The sequence below is a fragment of the Kitasatospora sp. NPDC059146 genome (genome assembly GCF_042786665.1).
Taxonomy (GTDB): domain Bacteria; phylum Actinomycetota; class Actinomycetes; order Streptomycetales; family Streptomycetaceae; genus Kitasatospora.
Map to the genome: position 1 here is coordinate 107,096 of NZ_JBHZCY010000003.1, position 13,136 is coordinate 120,231.

16 protein-coding genes and 1 riboswitch are annotated in these 13,136 nt (G+C 72.9%); of the genes, 9 read left to right on the top strand and 7 right to left on the bottom strand.

The features are described from left to right. Window positions 1–154 precede the first annotated feature (154 nt). The 5 genes from ACFXPX_RS02135 to ACFXPX_RS02155 form a co-directional block, all read right to left on the bottom strand. Window positions 155–1,357, bottom strand: coding sequence for an alpha/beta hydrolase family protein (locus ACFXPX_RS02135; protein ID WP_380639244.1), 1,203 nt, complete (start codon window positions 1,355–1,357; stop codon window positions 155–157). 170 nt (window positions 1,358–1,527) lie between these two features. Next, complete coding sequence (locus tag ACFXPX_RS02140; RefSeq protein WP_380521414.1) at window positions 1,528–2,358, bottom strand: hypothetical protein; 831 nt, start codon at window positions 2,356–2,358, stop codon at window positions 1,528–1,530. A gap of 277 nt (window positions 2,359–2,635) precedes the next feature. Then, window positions 2,636–3,691: a serine hydrolase domain-containing protein gene (locus ACFXPX_RS02145; protein ID WP_380521412.1), complete on the bottom strand. Its 1,056-nt coding sequence runs from the start codon at window positions 3,689–3,691 to the stop codon at window positions 2,636–2,638. Between the two features lie 78 nt (window positions 3,692–3,769). Beyond that, on the bottom strand, window positions 3,770–4,678 hold the full coding sequence (locus tag ACFXPX_RS02150; RefSeq protein ID WP_380639246.1) for a glycoside hydrolase family 19 protein: 909 nt from the start codon (window positions 4,676–4,678) through the stop codon (window positions 3,770–3,772). A gap of 301 nt (window positions 4,679–4,979) precedes the next feature. Continuing rightward, on the bottom strand, window positions 4,980–5,396 hold the full coding sequence (locus ACFXPX_RS02155) for an HIT family protein (protein WP_380521409.1): 417 nt from the start codon (window positions 5,394–5,396) through the stop codon (window positions 4,980–4,982). 177 nt (window positions 5,397–5,573) lie between these two features. Between ACFXPX_RS02155 and ACFXPX_RS02160 the strand changes: the two genes are divergently transcribed. After that, window positions 5,574–5,762 carry a YegP family protein gene (locus ACFXPX_RS02160; protein WP_375883894.1) on the top strand — a complete coding sequence of 63 codons (189 nt, stop codon included), beginning with the start codon at window positions 5,574–5,576 and terminating at the stop codon, window positions 5,760–5,762. Between the two features lie 130 nt (window positions 5,763–5,892). On the opposite strand, the gene ACFXPX_RS02165 is transcribed toward ACFXPX_RS02160, so the two are convergent. Next, the gene (locus ACFXPX_RS02165; RefSeq protein WP_380521405.1) at window positions 5,893–6,588 is read right to left on the bottom strand and encodes an MSMEG_1061 family FMN-dependent PPOX-type flavoprotein; all 696 of its coding nucleotides are present in this window, start codon (window positions 6,586–6,588) and stop codon (window positions 5,893–5,895) included. A 144-nt stretch (window positions 6,589–6,732) separates the two neighbouring features. Here ACFXPX_RS02165 and ACFXPX_RS02170 point away from each other — a divergent pair, with 144 nt between their 5' ends. After that, a complete protein-coding gene (locus ACFXPX_RS02170; protein WP_375883900.1) occupies window positions 6,733–7,047 on the top strand; it encodes an antibiotic biosynthesis monooxygenase family protein in 315 nt (104 codons plus the stop codon). Between the two features lie 57 nt (window positions 7,048–7,104). Here ACFXPX_RS02170 and ACFXPX_RS02175 read toward each other — a convergent pair whose 3' ends face one another. After that, a complete protein-coding gene (locus ACFXPX_RS02175) occupies window positions 7,105–7,350 on the bottom strand; it encodes an SCO4226 family nickel-binding protein (RefSeq protein WP_375883903.1) in 246 nt (81 codons plus the stop codon). A 281-nt stretch (window positions 7,351–7,631) separates the two neighbouring features. Then, window positions 7,632–7,759, top strand: a riboswitch (FMN riboswitch). Window positions 7,760–7,978: 219 nt separating this feature from the next. Between ACFXPX_RS02175 and ACFXPX_RS02180 the strand changes: the two genes are divergently transcribed. From ACFXPX_RS02180 to ACFXPX_RS02210, 7 genes are all read left to right on the top strand, one after another. Then, window positions 7,979–8,737, top strand: a complete 759-nt coding sequence (locus ACFXPX_RS02180; RefSeq protein ID WP_380639248.1) for a riboflavin synthase — start codon at window positions 7,979–7,981, stop codon at window positions 8,735–8,737. After that, window positions 8,734–9,381, top strand: coding sequence for a nicotinamide riboside transporter PnuC (locus tag ACFXPX_RS02185; protein ID WP_375883906.1), 648 nt, complete (start codon window positions 8,734–8,736; stop codon window positions 9,379–9,381). The genes ACFXPX_RS02180 and ACFXPX_RS02185 overlap by 4 nt, the downstream gene beginning before the upstream one ends. Then, on the top strand, window positions 9,378–10,685 hold the full coding sequence (locus ACFXPX_RS02190; RefSeq protein WP_380639250.1) for a bifunctional 3,4-dihydroxy-2-butanone-4-phosphate synthase/GTP cyclohydrolase II: 1,308 nt from the start codon (window positions 9,378–9,380) through the stop codon (window positions 10,683–10,685). The genes ACFXPX_RS02185 and ACFXPX_RS02190 overlap by 4 nt, the downstream gene beginning before the upstream one ends. A gap of 39 nt (window positions 10,686–10,724) precedes the next feature. Then, the gene (gene ribH / locus ACFXPX_RS02195) at window positions 10,725–11,198 is read left to right on the top strand and encodes a 6,7-dimethyl-8-ribityllumazine synthase (protein WP_375883911.1); all 474 of its coding nucleotides are present in this window, start codon (window positions 10,725–10,727) and stop codon (window positions 11,196–11,198) included. 102 nt (window positions 11,199–11,300) lie between these two features. Further along, a complete protein-coding gene (locus ACFXPX_RS02200) occupies window positions 11,301–11,573 on the top strand; it encodes a phosphoribosyl-ATP diphosphatase (RefSeq protein WP_363567577.1) in 273 nt (90 codons plus the stop codon). A 50-nt stretch (window positions 11,574–11,623) separates the two neighbouring features. After that, window positions 11,624–12,472 carry an ATP phosphoribosyltransferase gene (gene hisG / locus ACFXPX_RS02205; protein WP_375883914.1) on the top strand — a complete coding sequence of 283 codons (849 nt, stop codon included), beginning with the start codon at window positions 11,624–11,626 and terminating at the stop codon, window positions 12,470–12,472. A gap of 167 nt (window positions 12,473–12,639) precedes the next feature. After that, window positions 12,640–13,080, top strand: a complete 441-nt coding sequence (locus ACFXPX_RS02210; RefSeq protein WP_380521394.1) for a PH domain-containing protein — start codon at window positions 12,640–12,642, stop codon at window positions 13,078–13,080. Window positions 13,081–13,136: the final 56 nt, after the last annotated feature.

Here is a 13,136-nt window from a genome sequence, read left to right on the forward strand (position 1 = left end):
GCCTCTGGCCAGGCTCTTATGAAGTCACGCAAGCCGGGCCGGCGGATGCTCACGAGCGGCTCCCGGACGAGGCCGACAGATCCGGTTGAGGACCCGAGGTCAGTCAGAGGTTGAGTCAGACCTGCCCGGGAACCGCTCATGAACATCCTCACTGTCAGGAGTGGAAGCGGACCTCCGGGTCGGCGGCGGTCGGTCCGTCGAGCAGCGGCTGGTCGATGCCCTTCAACTGGAGGTCGAAGAACGCCCCGACGTACCGGCGGGTGAGCTCGACGGCGCGCTGCCCCGTGATGGTGGTCCCCGGAGGCTGGGGCGCGCCGAGCGCCTTGAGGAAGAGCGGGTAGTCGGTGAAGCTGCCGTGGTCGGTGCCGTCGACGGTCAGCCACCGCTTCCAGCCGTCGAGCCGGGGCCAGCTGTCGGTCCAGCTGGTGTCCTCGGCACCGTCGGGCAGCGGGTGGCCGATCATCAGGTAGGGCTTGCCGCCGATTCCGGACTCGGGCACCTCGTAGTCCATGCTGCCGTCCAGATCCACCCCCGCCCGGATCCGGTCGTCGGTCACCAGCGCCGGGACGCTGGCCGCGCCACCGGCGGAGTGCCCGGCCATGCCGATCCGGTCGCGGTCGATCATGCGGGCGTAGCGCCAGGCCGGGTGGGGGCGGGCGGTCAGCTGGTCGATGACGAAGGAGGCGTCCTTCGCCCGGCTCTCGTCCAGGCCTTTCCAGGCCTCGGGGGTGGTGAGCCGGCCGCACTCCACGCAGGGCAGCGTCTGCCCGTCCGGGAAGGTGGTGCCGGTGTTCTCGTAGGTGTGGTCGACCAGGGCCACCACGTAGCCGCGGCTGCCCAGGTCCTCGGCGAGGCTGCTGAGCGAGGCGCGCGGCATGGTGAAGCCGGGGGAGAGGACCACCAGCGGGTAGTGGCCGCCCTGGGGGCGGGCGTCCGTCCTGGACCAGGTCCGGGTGTCGGCCACCGCCTCGGCCGGGACGGTGTTGCCCGGGAGCTTGGCGTCCAGCAGCAGCCGGGCGGCCGCGGCGGTCATGTACGGGGCCGGGCTGCCCGTCCCGGCGTGGGCGGGGTAGTACATCGTGACCATCAGTTGGCGCGGCCCGGCGGAGGGCACCCATGGGTCCGGGCGGTTCTCGTCGACCAGGTGCAGGACCTCCTGCCCGACCGCGAACGGCCCGGTCGGGCGCGGGAGTTCGAGGTGGACGGCGCTCGCCGTGCCGGCGGTGCCAGCAGTGGCGGCGACCGGCGCGGCGGGTGCGGCCAGGGCCGGTGCCGCCGCTGCGACGGACAGGGGCACCGCGACCAGCAGGGCCGCGACCGCGGCGGTGGTGCGAAGTCGGCTCGTGTGTCGGCTCATACGAGCGACGGTAGGTCGCGGGCAGGCGAACTGACGTCCACTCAGCGATGTACTGATCCCTTGCGGGACGGACCCCCGGTAGCCCCTAGGGGATGATCGGTCGGGCCCGCACGAGCCCGCCGGATCCGCCCGGTGCCGGTCTGCGCCAGCCGACCGCCTCCAGGGTAGACCTAGGCGTCCGCCAAGGTGACCCGGGCCCCGGCCCGGACGGCCTCCAGGAAGTCCGCCGCCGCACGGGCGTTGGGCACCGGGAGGGTGAGCGGCAGGCCCGCCGACCGTGTCCGGAGTTCCAGCTCGCCGAGGCCTGACGCCCGGGCCGAGTGCACCTCCGCCCACCGGTACGCCTCCGCCGCGACCAGGGGGTGCGGAGGTCGGTGCACCAGCCCGCCGGCCGTCACCGTCAGCCGCCCCCGGGCGAACCGGACGCTCCCCTCGCTGCGCAGCGCCTCGTGCAGTGCGGCCCGGAGGTGCGGGGACAGGAACTCGTCCGCCTCCCGCGCCAAGCCCTCCAGCCCGTGCAGGTGGGCCAGCACCAGGGGCTCGGCCGCGCCGACGGGCCATATTCGGATCCGCTCGGGCTCCCGCCGCCGCCCGCCGGGGAAGCCGGGGAACCTGGCGGAGGCGGGGGAGTGCTCGACGGCTTCGATGCCCGCCCACGGCAGCAGCCGCTCGCCGGCGCCCGCCCCGACCAGTGCCAGCCCGCCCTCATGGACCCGTACGGCGCGTAGCCCGGGCGCGGACCGTAGGGCGCCGTACCCGTTCGCGGCCAGCACCGCCGCGGCCGCCACCACGGGGGCCGGCCACCACTCGCCGAACGCCAGGCAGACCACCAGTGCCAGGACCGCCGCCACGGTGTCCAGCCATGTCCGCGCCCGCCACGGGACCGGCCGGAACGCCCGGTGCACCTGCACCACCGGCCCGAGCGGACCGGCCGACCTGCGACGGCCCTGTCCGTTCTCCACGAACGGCCACGCCCACCCGGGCGACCACAGCATCGCCACTTCGCCCTCCTCGCCCTCGACGGTCTCCCCAACCGGAACTACGACTCCCGGATGTCGGACCACCAGGATCGATCGCCCACCACCCTCCGGAACAGTGCCAATCGACACCCTTTGGCCCGAAACAGCCGGAGCGTGTCCGGCAGCAGGGGGTGCCGTTCGGCAGGGGCGACCGAAGCGCCGGTCGGCGGGGGAGGCGAGGTGCAGGAGGCGGCAGGAGGCGGTCGCGGCAGCGGGGGAGGCCCCGCCCGTCAGCGCCCGCCCGTGCCGAGCCCGCCCGTCAGCGCCCGCCCGTGCCGAGCCCCACCTGCAGCCGCCGCAGCAGCGCCGTGCCCGCCTCGTCCACCGACCGCCGGGAGTTGGCCAGCACCACCACCCCCACCTGCCGCTCCGGGTCGAACGCGAGGAAGGAGGCGGATCCACCCGTCCCCCCGTTGTGCCACAACTGCAGGTGCCTGCCCTGCTGGGCGTGCAGCCGGTGGCCGAGCCAGCCGAGGTGCGTCCAGGCGGACGGGTTGACCCGGTGCCTGGTCTCCCGGGCGAGCAGCATCGCCGGCGCCAGCGGTGCGTCCGGCTCGCCCTCGGCCGCCAACTGCGCCCGCAGGAACGCCGCGAGGTCGGCCGCCGTCGAGCGGAGCCCGCCCATGCCGGGGAGCGCCGCGAACTCCCAGGACGGCACCGGGCGCCCGGTCGGCGCGTGGCCGGACGCCAGCCGGGCGGACTGGTCGGCGTCCGGCCGCAGGCAGGTGTCCGTCAGCCCCAGCGGTGCGCAGACCTCGCGGTCCACCAGCTCCCCGTACGTGGTGCCGGCCCGGTGGGCGAGGGCCAGCCCGAGCAGCCCGGCGCCGAGGTTGGAGTAGCGGAAGTTGCGCCCGGGGGCGGAACGCAACCGGGTCCGCCCGAGCCCGGAGAGTATTCGCTCGGCGGTGCAATGGGCGTACGGGTCCGCCCGGTCGGGCCGCAGCAGCGCGCGCAGCAGCACGCCCCGGGGCAGCCGGGGGAGCCCTGAGGTGTGGGTGGCGAGGTGCCGGAGCGTGATCGCCTCCCCGCCCCGGGACGGGACGGCCGTAGAGCGGGGCAGTACCTCCGCGAGCGGCTCGTCGAGGCGCACCGTGCCGTCGAGCGCCAGCCGCGCGAGCGCGAGCGCGGTGAACACCTTGGTGACGGAGCCGACGTCGAACAACGTCCGGGCCCCGGGCACTTCGCCCCCCGGACCCGTCCGCCCGGCACCGCGGATCTCCACGGCGCCACCGGCCACCCCGGCGACCACCACACCGACGCACCGCCCCGCCACCCGGTCGGAGGTCTGCTGCACGAGGCGCGCGAGTTCGTTCATGCCCCGACCTTAGGGCCCGGCTTCGAGCTCCCGCCCTCCGGGCGGACGACGGGAGTTCGAGGACGGACCCAGGGCCCGTCAGCAGCTCAGGTTGCCCCCGGGCACGGTGCCGAGGATCTGGACGAAGCTCTGGTACAGGCTGATCCGGTGCTGCATCTGCGCGGTGTTGTTGCCGTTGCACTCCAGCGCGCCGTTGATGCTGCGGATCGTCTCGCCGAAGCCCCGCCCGTTGACCATCGCGTCGTGCGCGGTCATGGTGCCGGGACCGTTCTGGGTGTTCCAGTACCAGAGGCCGGTCTTCCAGGCCACCGCCGGGTCGGTCTGCACCAGGTCCGGGTTGTGCAGCAGGTCGATGCCGAGAGCGTCGCCCGCCGCCTTGTAGTTGAAGTTCCAGCTGAGCTGGATCGGTCCGCGCCCGTAGTACGCGGACTGCCCGGCCGGGCACCCGTACGGCTGCGAAGTGTCGCAGTAGTGCGGGTAGTTGGAGGTGTCCTGCTCGACCACGTAGACCAGCCCGCCGGTCTCGTGGCTGACGTTGGCGAGGAAGGCCGCGGCCTCCTGGTTCCGTACGGTGTCGCTGCCGGTGGCCGCGAAGCCGGGGTAGGCGCTGGTGGCGTCGAGCAGGCCCTGGTAGGTGTAGAAGGGGTTCCGGTTCGGGAACATCCGGTCGAACTGGGCCTGGCTGACCGGGAATCCGCCCGGGTTCGGGGTCGGTGTGGGGGTCGGGCCGGGGTCGGTGGGGCCGCCGCAGGGGCCCTGGTCGGACCAGACCCCGGAGCCCCCGGTGCTCGGCGGTTCGTTCTGGGTCCACCACTTGGCGGTCCAGTTGTGGCTGTTGTACGAGACGGCGGCGCCGCCGGTGTACACGGCGGTCGCGCTCCACGCGGTGCCGCAGGCGGCGGCGCTGGCGGAGGCCGGGAGGAGCACCGCGAGCGCGAGCGCCGTGACCACGGCGGACAGCAGCGCGAGCAGGCGTTTGACTGACACGTCATCACCCCTTGTGCGGTGGGGGCCGCACGTCGTCGGGACCGGGACCTGGTGGGGCAGGGGAGCCGTGGCCCGTGCGGGGGCGCGTCGTGGGGGACGGCCGACCGGGGTGCGGGCCGGTACGGGGCCGACACCGACTCAAGCGGAGTGGTCTATACCTGTCAAGAGGTCCGGCCGAAGTGCCCGACAGAAGTGCCCGACAGAAGAGCCCGGTCGAAGTGCCCGGTCGAACGCCGAAATCCCCCGCCGCCCCTACCCCCCGCCGCCCCTACCCCCCGCCGCCCCTACCCCCCCGCCGCCCCTACCCCTCCTCCAGCGCCGCCCGCAGCCGCGCCGCCACCTCCGCCGCCCCCGCCTCGTCCGGGTACTTCCCCCGCGGCCAGAAGAACCCGCGCAGCCCGTCCTTGGGATTGCGCGGCACCACGTGGACGTGCAGGTGCGGCACCGACTGGCTGATCCGGTTGTTCGCCGCCACGAAGCTGCCCGCCGCGCCCAGCCCCCGCTCCACCGCCGCCGCCACCCGCTGCACCCGCAGGAAGAACGGCCCGACCTCCTCGGGCGGCAGGTCCGCCAGGGTCCGGTGGTGGGCGCGCGGCACGACCAGCACGTGACCGGGGAACAGCGGCCGGCGGTCCAGGAAGGCCACCGCCGCCGCGTCGTCCAGCACCCGGTGCGCCGGTTCCTCGCCCGCCACCACCGCACAGAACACGCAGTCCATCCGTCCATTCAAACCACCGGCGGCCTCCCCGGCACCCCCGCAAACCCGGGTCGGCCCGGCGTCACCCGTCCGGCGGCCGACCGGGTGCGCCCGTGCCCGCACCGGGCGCACGGTACTGCGAGGGGGAGGGGGACGGATCGACGCGGCGCACCCGTGCCGCACGAGGAGGTGGCCCGGATGTCGGGCAAGTTCGAGGTCTACGAGGACACCGGCGGCAAGTACCGGTTCCGGCTCAAGGCGGGCAACGGCGAGATCGTCGCGACCGGCCAGGGCTACGTCAGCAAGGACGCCGCCCACAAGGGCGTCGAGGCCGTCCAACGGGCCGCCGACGGCGCGGCGGTGGTCGACGTCCCGAAGGCCGCCTGACCCGGGCCGGGGCGAGCGAGGGCCCCGCGGCCGGTCCACCCGGACCGGTGGCGGGGCCCACCGGCGCCCGCGCCCACTCGTACCGGCGCCCACTCGTACCCGCGCCGCGCCACTCGTACCGGCGCCGCGCCTACTCGTACCGGTATAGGAGCGCCTCCCGCTCCGTCTGCTCGATCATGTCGATGGTCAGCGAGTCGTCCCTCAGGTGCGACAGCGTGACCTCCGCCGACGTCGGCTGGGCGTCCTTCGCCAGCCAGTTCTCCGGCTTCCAGGCCGAGCCCCGCATGAGCGACTTCGGGCAGTGCGCGTACACCTCCTCCACGGCCACCACGATCGCGCTGCGCGGGGGCTTGCCGACGGCCGTCAGCTGCCGCAGCAGCTCCGGGTCGGTGGAGATGCAGGCCCGCCCGTTGACCCGCAGCGTGGTGTCCCGCCCCGGGACGACGAAGAGCAGTCCGACCCGGCCGTTCTCCAGGATGTTGTGCAGGGTGTCCAGGCGTTTGTTGCCGGTGGCGTCCGGAATGGCCAGGGTGTGCTCGTCGAGCACCGAGACGACCCCGGCCGGGCCGCCGCGCGGGGAGACGTCGCAGCGGCCGGCCGCGTCGGAGCTGGCCACGAACACCAGCGAGGCGCAGGCGATGAGGCGCTGGGCGACCTCGTGGAGGTGGTCCACCTGCTTGCGGCGCGCGTGGTCGCCGGGCTGCTCGTAGACCTCACGCAGCTGGGCCGGCTCGGTGAGGGCACGCGCGCTGAGGGCGGCGAACAGGCTGTTCGGCGCGTCCGGAGCGGGGGTTGACGGTGCGGGAGCTTCCGGTGTGAGGGTCATACCGGGAATCTAACGGAGGGCTCTTCCCGCGCCCCGTCTCCCGGCTTCCTCAACTCTCCGTGAAAGAGTCGCTCCATCCCTCCCCACCAGCGGTTTTCCGCTGATAATGGGGCCAGGGACTCCAGCCAGCCGGAGGTGGTGGCCGTGATCATCAGAATTTGGGCCGGGCAGGTCACGGCCGATCGCATCGAGGAGTTCTGCGCGCACCTGGTCGGCCAGGTGATCCCGCAGTTGGGGCGGACGGACGGGTGCCTCGGCGGTGAGCTGTTGCGCTCGGTGACCGAGGACGGGCACCGGGTGCTCGTGGTCAGCCGCTGGCGCGATGAGGAGGCCCTGCGGGGGTACGCCGGGCCGATGTGGCGGATCCGGCCGGTCTGGTCGGAGGGCGAGTTGCACTACCTCGTGCACCCCCCGGAGGTCACCCACTTCACGCCGATCGCCGCACCCGCCACGCTCTGAGCCCGGCCGGGGCCGAAGGCCCCGGAACGCTCACACCGAGACGGTCATACCGGACGGTCACACCGAGAACGGCACCGAGTGGATCTCGGCCGCCGGGTGCCCGGTCCGTTCGTGGACCCGCTGCACCGCCTCCCTGGACGGCGCCTCGGACAGGCAGTACACCGTGCCGGACTCGGGGTCCGCCCAGGCCTGCTCGAAGTGCACGCCCTCCTCGCCCTCGACCGCCAGGTCGGCCGTGTGGGCCGCCCTGAGCTGCTCCGGCGTGATCCCGACCATCCCGTGGTGGACGTCCATGAACTTCATCGTGCTCGCCTCCGTACCTTGCGAACTCCGCGAACCCCGCGAACTTTCAGAACCTTCCGAACGCTGCGAGTCCTGCGAACCGCGCGGATCCCGCGAACTCCGCAGACCCCGCCGGCCTTCCGGCCCCACCACCAGGGTCACCCTGCGCGCACGGCGGCGCCACCGGCGCCGTACCGGACCCACCGCGCATTCCCCGCGGGGCCGTGAAACAGGCCACAGCGGAACCCTCTCCCTCGGCTCGCGCCCCGCGTGGCACAATGACGTCATCAGCAGTGACGTTCAGCGCACTCCGGGGTCGGTGAAAATCCGAACCGGCGGTTACAGTCCGCGACCCGTCCGCAGCCAGCGGCCGGTTGACCAGGTGAAATTCCTGGACCGACGGTTAAAGTCCGGATGGGAGGCGTGCGCGGGCGGACGAAGAGCAGTACCCGTGGTCCATCACGAACCGGACCGGACCACGGTCAGGTGAACGGCGGGAGAGGTGTCTCCCGGGTCGGGTGAGCGATCTCCCGGCGGTTCCGGCATCCCGGCGACGGGTCGTGTCGGCAGCCCCGTGCACCGGTGCCCGTCCGTTTGTCATCTCCCTCTGCCGCCCCGGAGTCCGCGCCCCAAGCGCGAGGAGACCCGGGTGTTCACCGGCATCATCGAAGAGCTCGGCGAGGTCGTGTCGATCGAGGAGATCGGCGACTCCTCGCGAATCCGCCTCCGTGGCCCGGTGGTTCGTGTCGGTGCGCGTCACGGCGACTCCATCGCGGTCAACGGCGTCTGTCTGACCGTGGTCGACAGTGCCGAGGAACTGGCCGCCGAGACGGGCGAGTTCAGCGCCGACGTGATGGCCGAGACGCTGCACCGTTCCAGCCTGGGCGAGTTGAAGCCCGGCTCCCCGGTCAACCTGGAGCGCGCGATGGCGCTCGGCGCCAGGCTCGGCGGGCACCTGGTCCAGGGCCATGTCGACGCCACCGGGCGGCTGTTGAGCCGCGAGCCCGGCGAGCGCGACGCGGCCGGCAACCTGCGCTGGGAGGTGCTGCGCTTCTCGCTGCCGGAGTCCATCTCCCGCTATCTGGTGGAGAAGGGCTCGATCACGGTCGACGGCGTCAGCCTCACCGTGGTGGAGGCGGCCCGCGACAGCTTCACCGTCAGCCTCATCCCGGCCACCCTCGCACTGACCACGCTCGGCGCCAAGACCCTCGGGGAGAGCGTCAACCTCGAGGTGGACGTGCTCGCCAAGTACGTGGAGCGGCTGCTCGAATCGCGCACCCTCCCGAACCTTCCGCACACCGCACCGGCCGCACGGGCCACGCACGCCGCGGACACCACAGACACCGCGGACACCGCGGACACCGCGGACACCGCACACATCACGCACAGCACGGGGGACAAGGAATGAGCTGGCTCAGCGGAGAGGCGTTCACCGTCCTCGGTGAACACGTGAAGTGGGCCGACATGATCGGCAACCTGTTCGGCTTCGGCGGCCTGGCGCTCGGCTGGCGCCGTTCGGTGTGGAGCTGGCCGGTCCAACTCCTGTCCGGCGTCGTGCTGATCGCCGCCTACCTCGGGGGCCACGTCCCCGGTCTGATCGGCAAGCAGCTGATCGTCATCGTCACCGCCGCCTGGGGTTGGGCGCAGTGGCGGCGCGGGCGCCGTGACACCGGCACCATCTCGGTGCGGTTCGCCAGTTGGCCCGAGCGGGCCGCCCTGGTGGCCGGCACCGCGGTCGGCACGGTCGCCCTGGCACTGCTGTTCACGGCCTACCCCGAACTGTCCTGGAGCCCCTGGTCGGACGCCTACATCTTCGTCGGCACGCTCGCCGCGATGGTGGCCCAGGCACGCGGCTGGCTGGAGTTCTGGTTCGCCTGGATCGCGGTCGACGCGGTCGGCGTCCCGTTCGCCTTCAACAGCGGTTACACCTTCTCGGGCCTCACCTACTCCGTCTACTTCGTCCTGGTGCTGCTCGGCCTGCGGTCCTGGTGGCTGAGCACCCGTGAGCCGCGAGCCACCTCCGCCAACGTCCCGCAGGGAGTCACGGCATGACCGAGAACCAGATCCGGCCCGGCGACGAGCCCGGCACCCGACCCGGCATCGACGGCGGCAGCGGCGCCGAGGAGTTCGTCCTCGACCCGGTCGAGCGGGCGATCGCCGACATCGCGGCCGGCCGCGCGGTGATCGTGGTCGACGACGAGGACCGCGAGAACGAGGGCGACTTCATCTTCGCCGCCTCCGCCGCGACCCCCGAGCTGATGGCCTTCACCATCCGCTACAGCTCCGGCGTGATCTGCACCCCGATGACCGGTGAGGAGCTGGACCGCCTCAAGCTCCCGCCGATGACCCAGGTCAACGAGGACCGCAAGGGCACCGCCTACACCGTCTCGGTGGACGCCCGCGAGGGCGTGGACACCGGCATCTCCGCCGCCGACCGCGCCCGCACCGTCCGCCTGCTGGCCTCGCCCGGCACCGAGCCGGGGGACCTGACCCGCCCGGGCCACGTCTTCCCGCTGCGCGCCGTCGACGGCGGCGTGCTGGTCCGCCCCGGGCACACCGAGGCCACCGTCGACCTGGCCCGGCTCGCCGGGCTGCCGCAGGCCGGCGTGTGCGTCGAGGTGGTCAACGACGACGGCACCATGGCCCGGCTGCCCGAGCTGGTCGCCTTCGCCCGCGAGCACGGCCTGGCGATCATCTCCATCGAGGACCTGATCGCCTACCGCCGCCGCACCGAGCTGCACGTCGACCGGGCCGCGACCACCGCCCTGCCCACCGTGCACGGCGAGTTCACCGCGGTCGGCTACCGGGGCACCCTCGACGGCGTCGAGCACATCGCGCTGGTGGCCGGCGGCCTCGGCGAGGACGGCCGACTGCCGGACGGTGAGGACGTGCTGGTGCGGGTGCACTCCGAGTGCCTGACCGGCGACGTCCTCGGCTCGCTGCGCTGCGACTGCGGTCCGCAGCTGGAGGCCTCGCTCCGGCGGGTCGCCGAGTCCGGCCGCGGCGTGGTGCTCTACCTGCGCGGCCACGAGGGCCGGGGGATCGGCCTGGCCCACAAGCTGCGCGCGTACGAGCTGCAGGAGCAGGGGCGCGACACCGTCGACGCCAACCTGGACCTGGGGCTGCCCGCGGACGCCCGCGACTACAGCATCGCGGCGCAGATGCTGGTGGACCTCGGGGTCCGCTCGCTCACCCTGATGACCAACAACCCGCGGAAGCAGACCGCGCTCACCGACCACGGGCTCAAGGTCAAGGGGCGCGAGGCGGTCGAGATCGCGCCCGGTGAGCACAACCTTCGCTACCTGCGTACCAAGCGCGACCGGATGGGCCACGACCTGCCCGGGCTCGGCTCCTGAACCACTGAACCACCCACCGACCACAGGAAGTAGGAAGACATGAGCGGCCACGGAGCCCCCGAGCTGACCATCGACGGCGCCGCCGACCTCAAGGTCGCGGTCATCGCCGCCCAGTGGCACGACAAGGTGATGAACGGCCTGCTGGACGGCGCCCACCGGGCGCTCAAGGAGCTGGGCGTCGCCGAGCCGACCGTGCTGCGCGTCCCGGGCACCTTCGAGCTGCCGGTCGCGGCCAAGCGCCTCGCCGACCGCGGCTACGACGCCGTGATCGCCCTCGGCGTGGTGATCCGCGGCGGCACCCCGCACTTCGACTACGTCTGCCAGGCGGCCACCGTCGGCCTGACCCAGGTCAGCGTGGACACCGGCGTCCCGGTCGGCTTCGGCGTGCTGACCTGCGACAACGAGGAGCAGGCGCTGGACCGGGCCGGTCTGCCGGGCTCCGCCGAGGACAAGGGCCACGAGGCCGTCACCGCCGCCGTCGCCACCGCCGTCGCCCTGCGCGACGCCCGCTGACGGCAGGCCGTCCGGTCCCGGAGCGTGGACGTCCACAGGACTGTCCACGCTCCGGGACCGTTTACCGTCCGCCACCCCGCACGCCGTATGGTGAGTCCCATCATGGCTTCGAAGACATTCGAGGAGCTCTTCTCCGAGCTCCAGCAGAAGGCCGCCACCGGCGACCCCTCGTCCTCCCGTACCGCGCAGCTCGTCCAGCAGGGCGTCCATGCGATCGGCAAGAAGGTCGTCGAGGAGGCCGCCGAGGTCTGGATGGCCGCCGAGTTCCAGTCGGACGAGCAGACGGCGGAGGAGATCTCGCAACTCCTCTACCACCTTCAGGTGATGATGATCGCCCGTGGGCTGACGCTCGACGACGTGTACAAGTACCTCTGAACCGCTCCCGACAGCACCCCTCCACCGAACAGGTAAGGAACCGACTTCCCATGCTGCGCATCGCCGTCCCCAACAAGGGTTCGCTCTCGGGTCCCGCGGCGGAGATGCTCCATGAGGCCGGCTACCGCCAGCGGAAGGACCCGAAGGAGCTCGTCCTCGTCGACCCGGCCAACGAGGTCGAGTTCTTCTTCCTCCGCCCGCGCGACATCGCCGTGTACGTCGGCTCCGGCCGCCTCGACGTCGGCATCACCGGCCGCGACCTGCTGCTGGACTCGCACTCCAACGCGGAGGAGGTGCTCGCCCTCGGCTTCGCCGGGTCGACCTTCCGCTTCGCCCGCCCCGAGGGCGTGGACGTCAAGGACGTGCAGGGCCTGGAGGGGCTGCGGATCGCGACCTCCTACACCGGCCTGGTCGAGCAGCACCTGGCGGACCACGGCGTGACGGCGACGGTCACCAAGCTGGACGGCGCGGTCGAGACCGCCGTGCAGCTGGGCGTCGCCGACGTGATCGCCGACGTGGTGGAGACCGGGACCAGCCTGCGCAACGCCGGCCTGGAGGTCTTCGGCGAGCCGATCCTGATCTCGGACTCCGTGGTGATCCGCCCCAAGGGCGCGGGCGAGGATGCCCGGGTGGAGCAGTTCCTGCGCCGTCTCCAGGGCGTGCTGGTGGCCCGCCGCTACGTGCTGATGGACTACGACATCCGGGCCGAGAAGGTCGGCGCCGCCGTGGCGCTCACCCCCGGTCTGGAGTCGCCGACCGTCTCCCCGCTGCACACCGAGGGCTGGGTGGCCGTCCGGTCGATGGTGCTCCGCAAGGAGGCCCAGCAGATCATGGACGACCTGTGGGGCATCGGCGCCCGGGCGATCCTGGTCACCAACATCCACGCCTGCCGCCTCTGACCTGCTTGCACGCCAGAGAGTAAAGAACGGTTCAATAGGGGCGGGGACGCCGGTCGGCGTCCCCGCCCCTTCGCCGTCCCGGCGGTCCCCACCGTCCCGCCGCCATGACAGCCATGACTGCCACGACCGCCACGACCGCCACGATCCAGAGCCACCGGAGACCCCACGTGTCCACGCCGCCCGTCGAGTTCCCCGTCACCTGGGCGCCCCGGCGCACCCGCGCGGTGCTGCTGCCGGTCTGCGCCGTGCTCGTGGCCCTGTTCGTGGTGCTGGCCGTGCTGCTCCCGGCGAACTGGCAGCTCAACGACCGGATCATGATGGTCGCCAGCGGCGTGCTGTTCGCCGCCGTCGGCCTGATGCTGGCCCGCCCCCGGGTGAGCGCGGACGCCGAGGGCGTGACGGTGGTCAACTTCGTCCGCAGCCGTCGGCTGGCCTGGCCGGAGATCGTCCGGGTCAACTTCCGCCAGGGCGACCCGTGGGCCACCCTCGACCTCGCCGACGGCACCTCGCTGGCCGCGGTCGGCATCCAGTCCGGCGTCGGCAAGGACCGGGCGATCGCGGACGCCCGTGCGCTGCGCGACCTGGTCGAGCACCACGCCCGGGCCTGACCCCGCGACGCCCGCACCCCCGGGGTCCAGGCCCCCCGAACCCCGGCCCGGGGCCC

Coding starts and splice junctions, on each gene's coding strand:
- ACFXPX_RS02135 (WP_380639244.1), bottom strand. CDS start 1,357: ATGAGCCGACACACGAGCCGACTTCGCACCACCGCCGCGGTCGCGGCC.
- ACFXPX_RS02145 (WP_380521412.1), bottom strand. CDS start 3,691: ATGAACGAACTCGCGCGCCTCGTGCAGCAGACCTCCGACCGGGTGGCG.
- ACFXPX_RS02155 (WP_380521409.1), bottom strand. CDS start 5,396: ATGGACTGCGTGTTCTGTGCGGTGGTGGCGGGCGAGGAACCGGCGCAC.
- ACFXPX_RS02160 (WP_375883894.1), top strand. CDS start 5,574: ATGTCGGGCAAGTTCGAGGTCTACGAGGACACCGGCGGCAAGTACCGG.
- ACFXPX_RS02165 (WP_380521405.1), bottom strand. CDS start 6,588: ATGACCCTCACACCGGAAGCTCCCGCACCGTCAACCCCCGCTCCGGAC.
- ACFXPX_RS02175 (WP_375883903.1), bottom strand. CDS start 7,350: ATGAAGTTCATGGACGTCCACCACGGGATGGTCGGGATCACGCCGGAG.
- ACFXPX_RS02185 (WP_375883906.1), top strand. CDS start 8,734: ATGAGCTGGCTCAGCGGAGAGGCGTTCACCGTCCTCGGTGAACACGTG.
- ACFXPX_RS02190 (WP_380639250.1), top strand. CDS start 9,378: ATGACCGAGAACCAGATCCGGCCCGGCGACGAGCCCGGCACCCGACCC.
- ribH (WP_375883911.1), top strand. CDS start 10,725: ATGAGCGGCCACGGAGCCCCCGAGCTGACCATCGACGGCGCCGCCGAC.
- ACFXPX_RS02200 (WP_363567577.1), top strand. CDS start 11,301: ATGGCTTCGAAGACATTCGAGGAGCTCTTCTCCGAGCTCCAGCAGAAG.
- hisG (WP_375883914.1), top strand. CDS start 11,624: ATGCTGCGCATCGCCGTCCCCAACAAGGGTTCGCTCTCGGGTCCCGCG.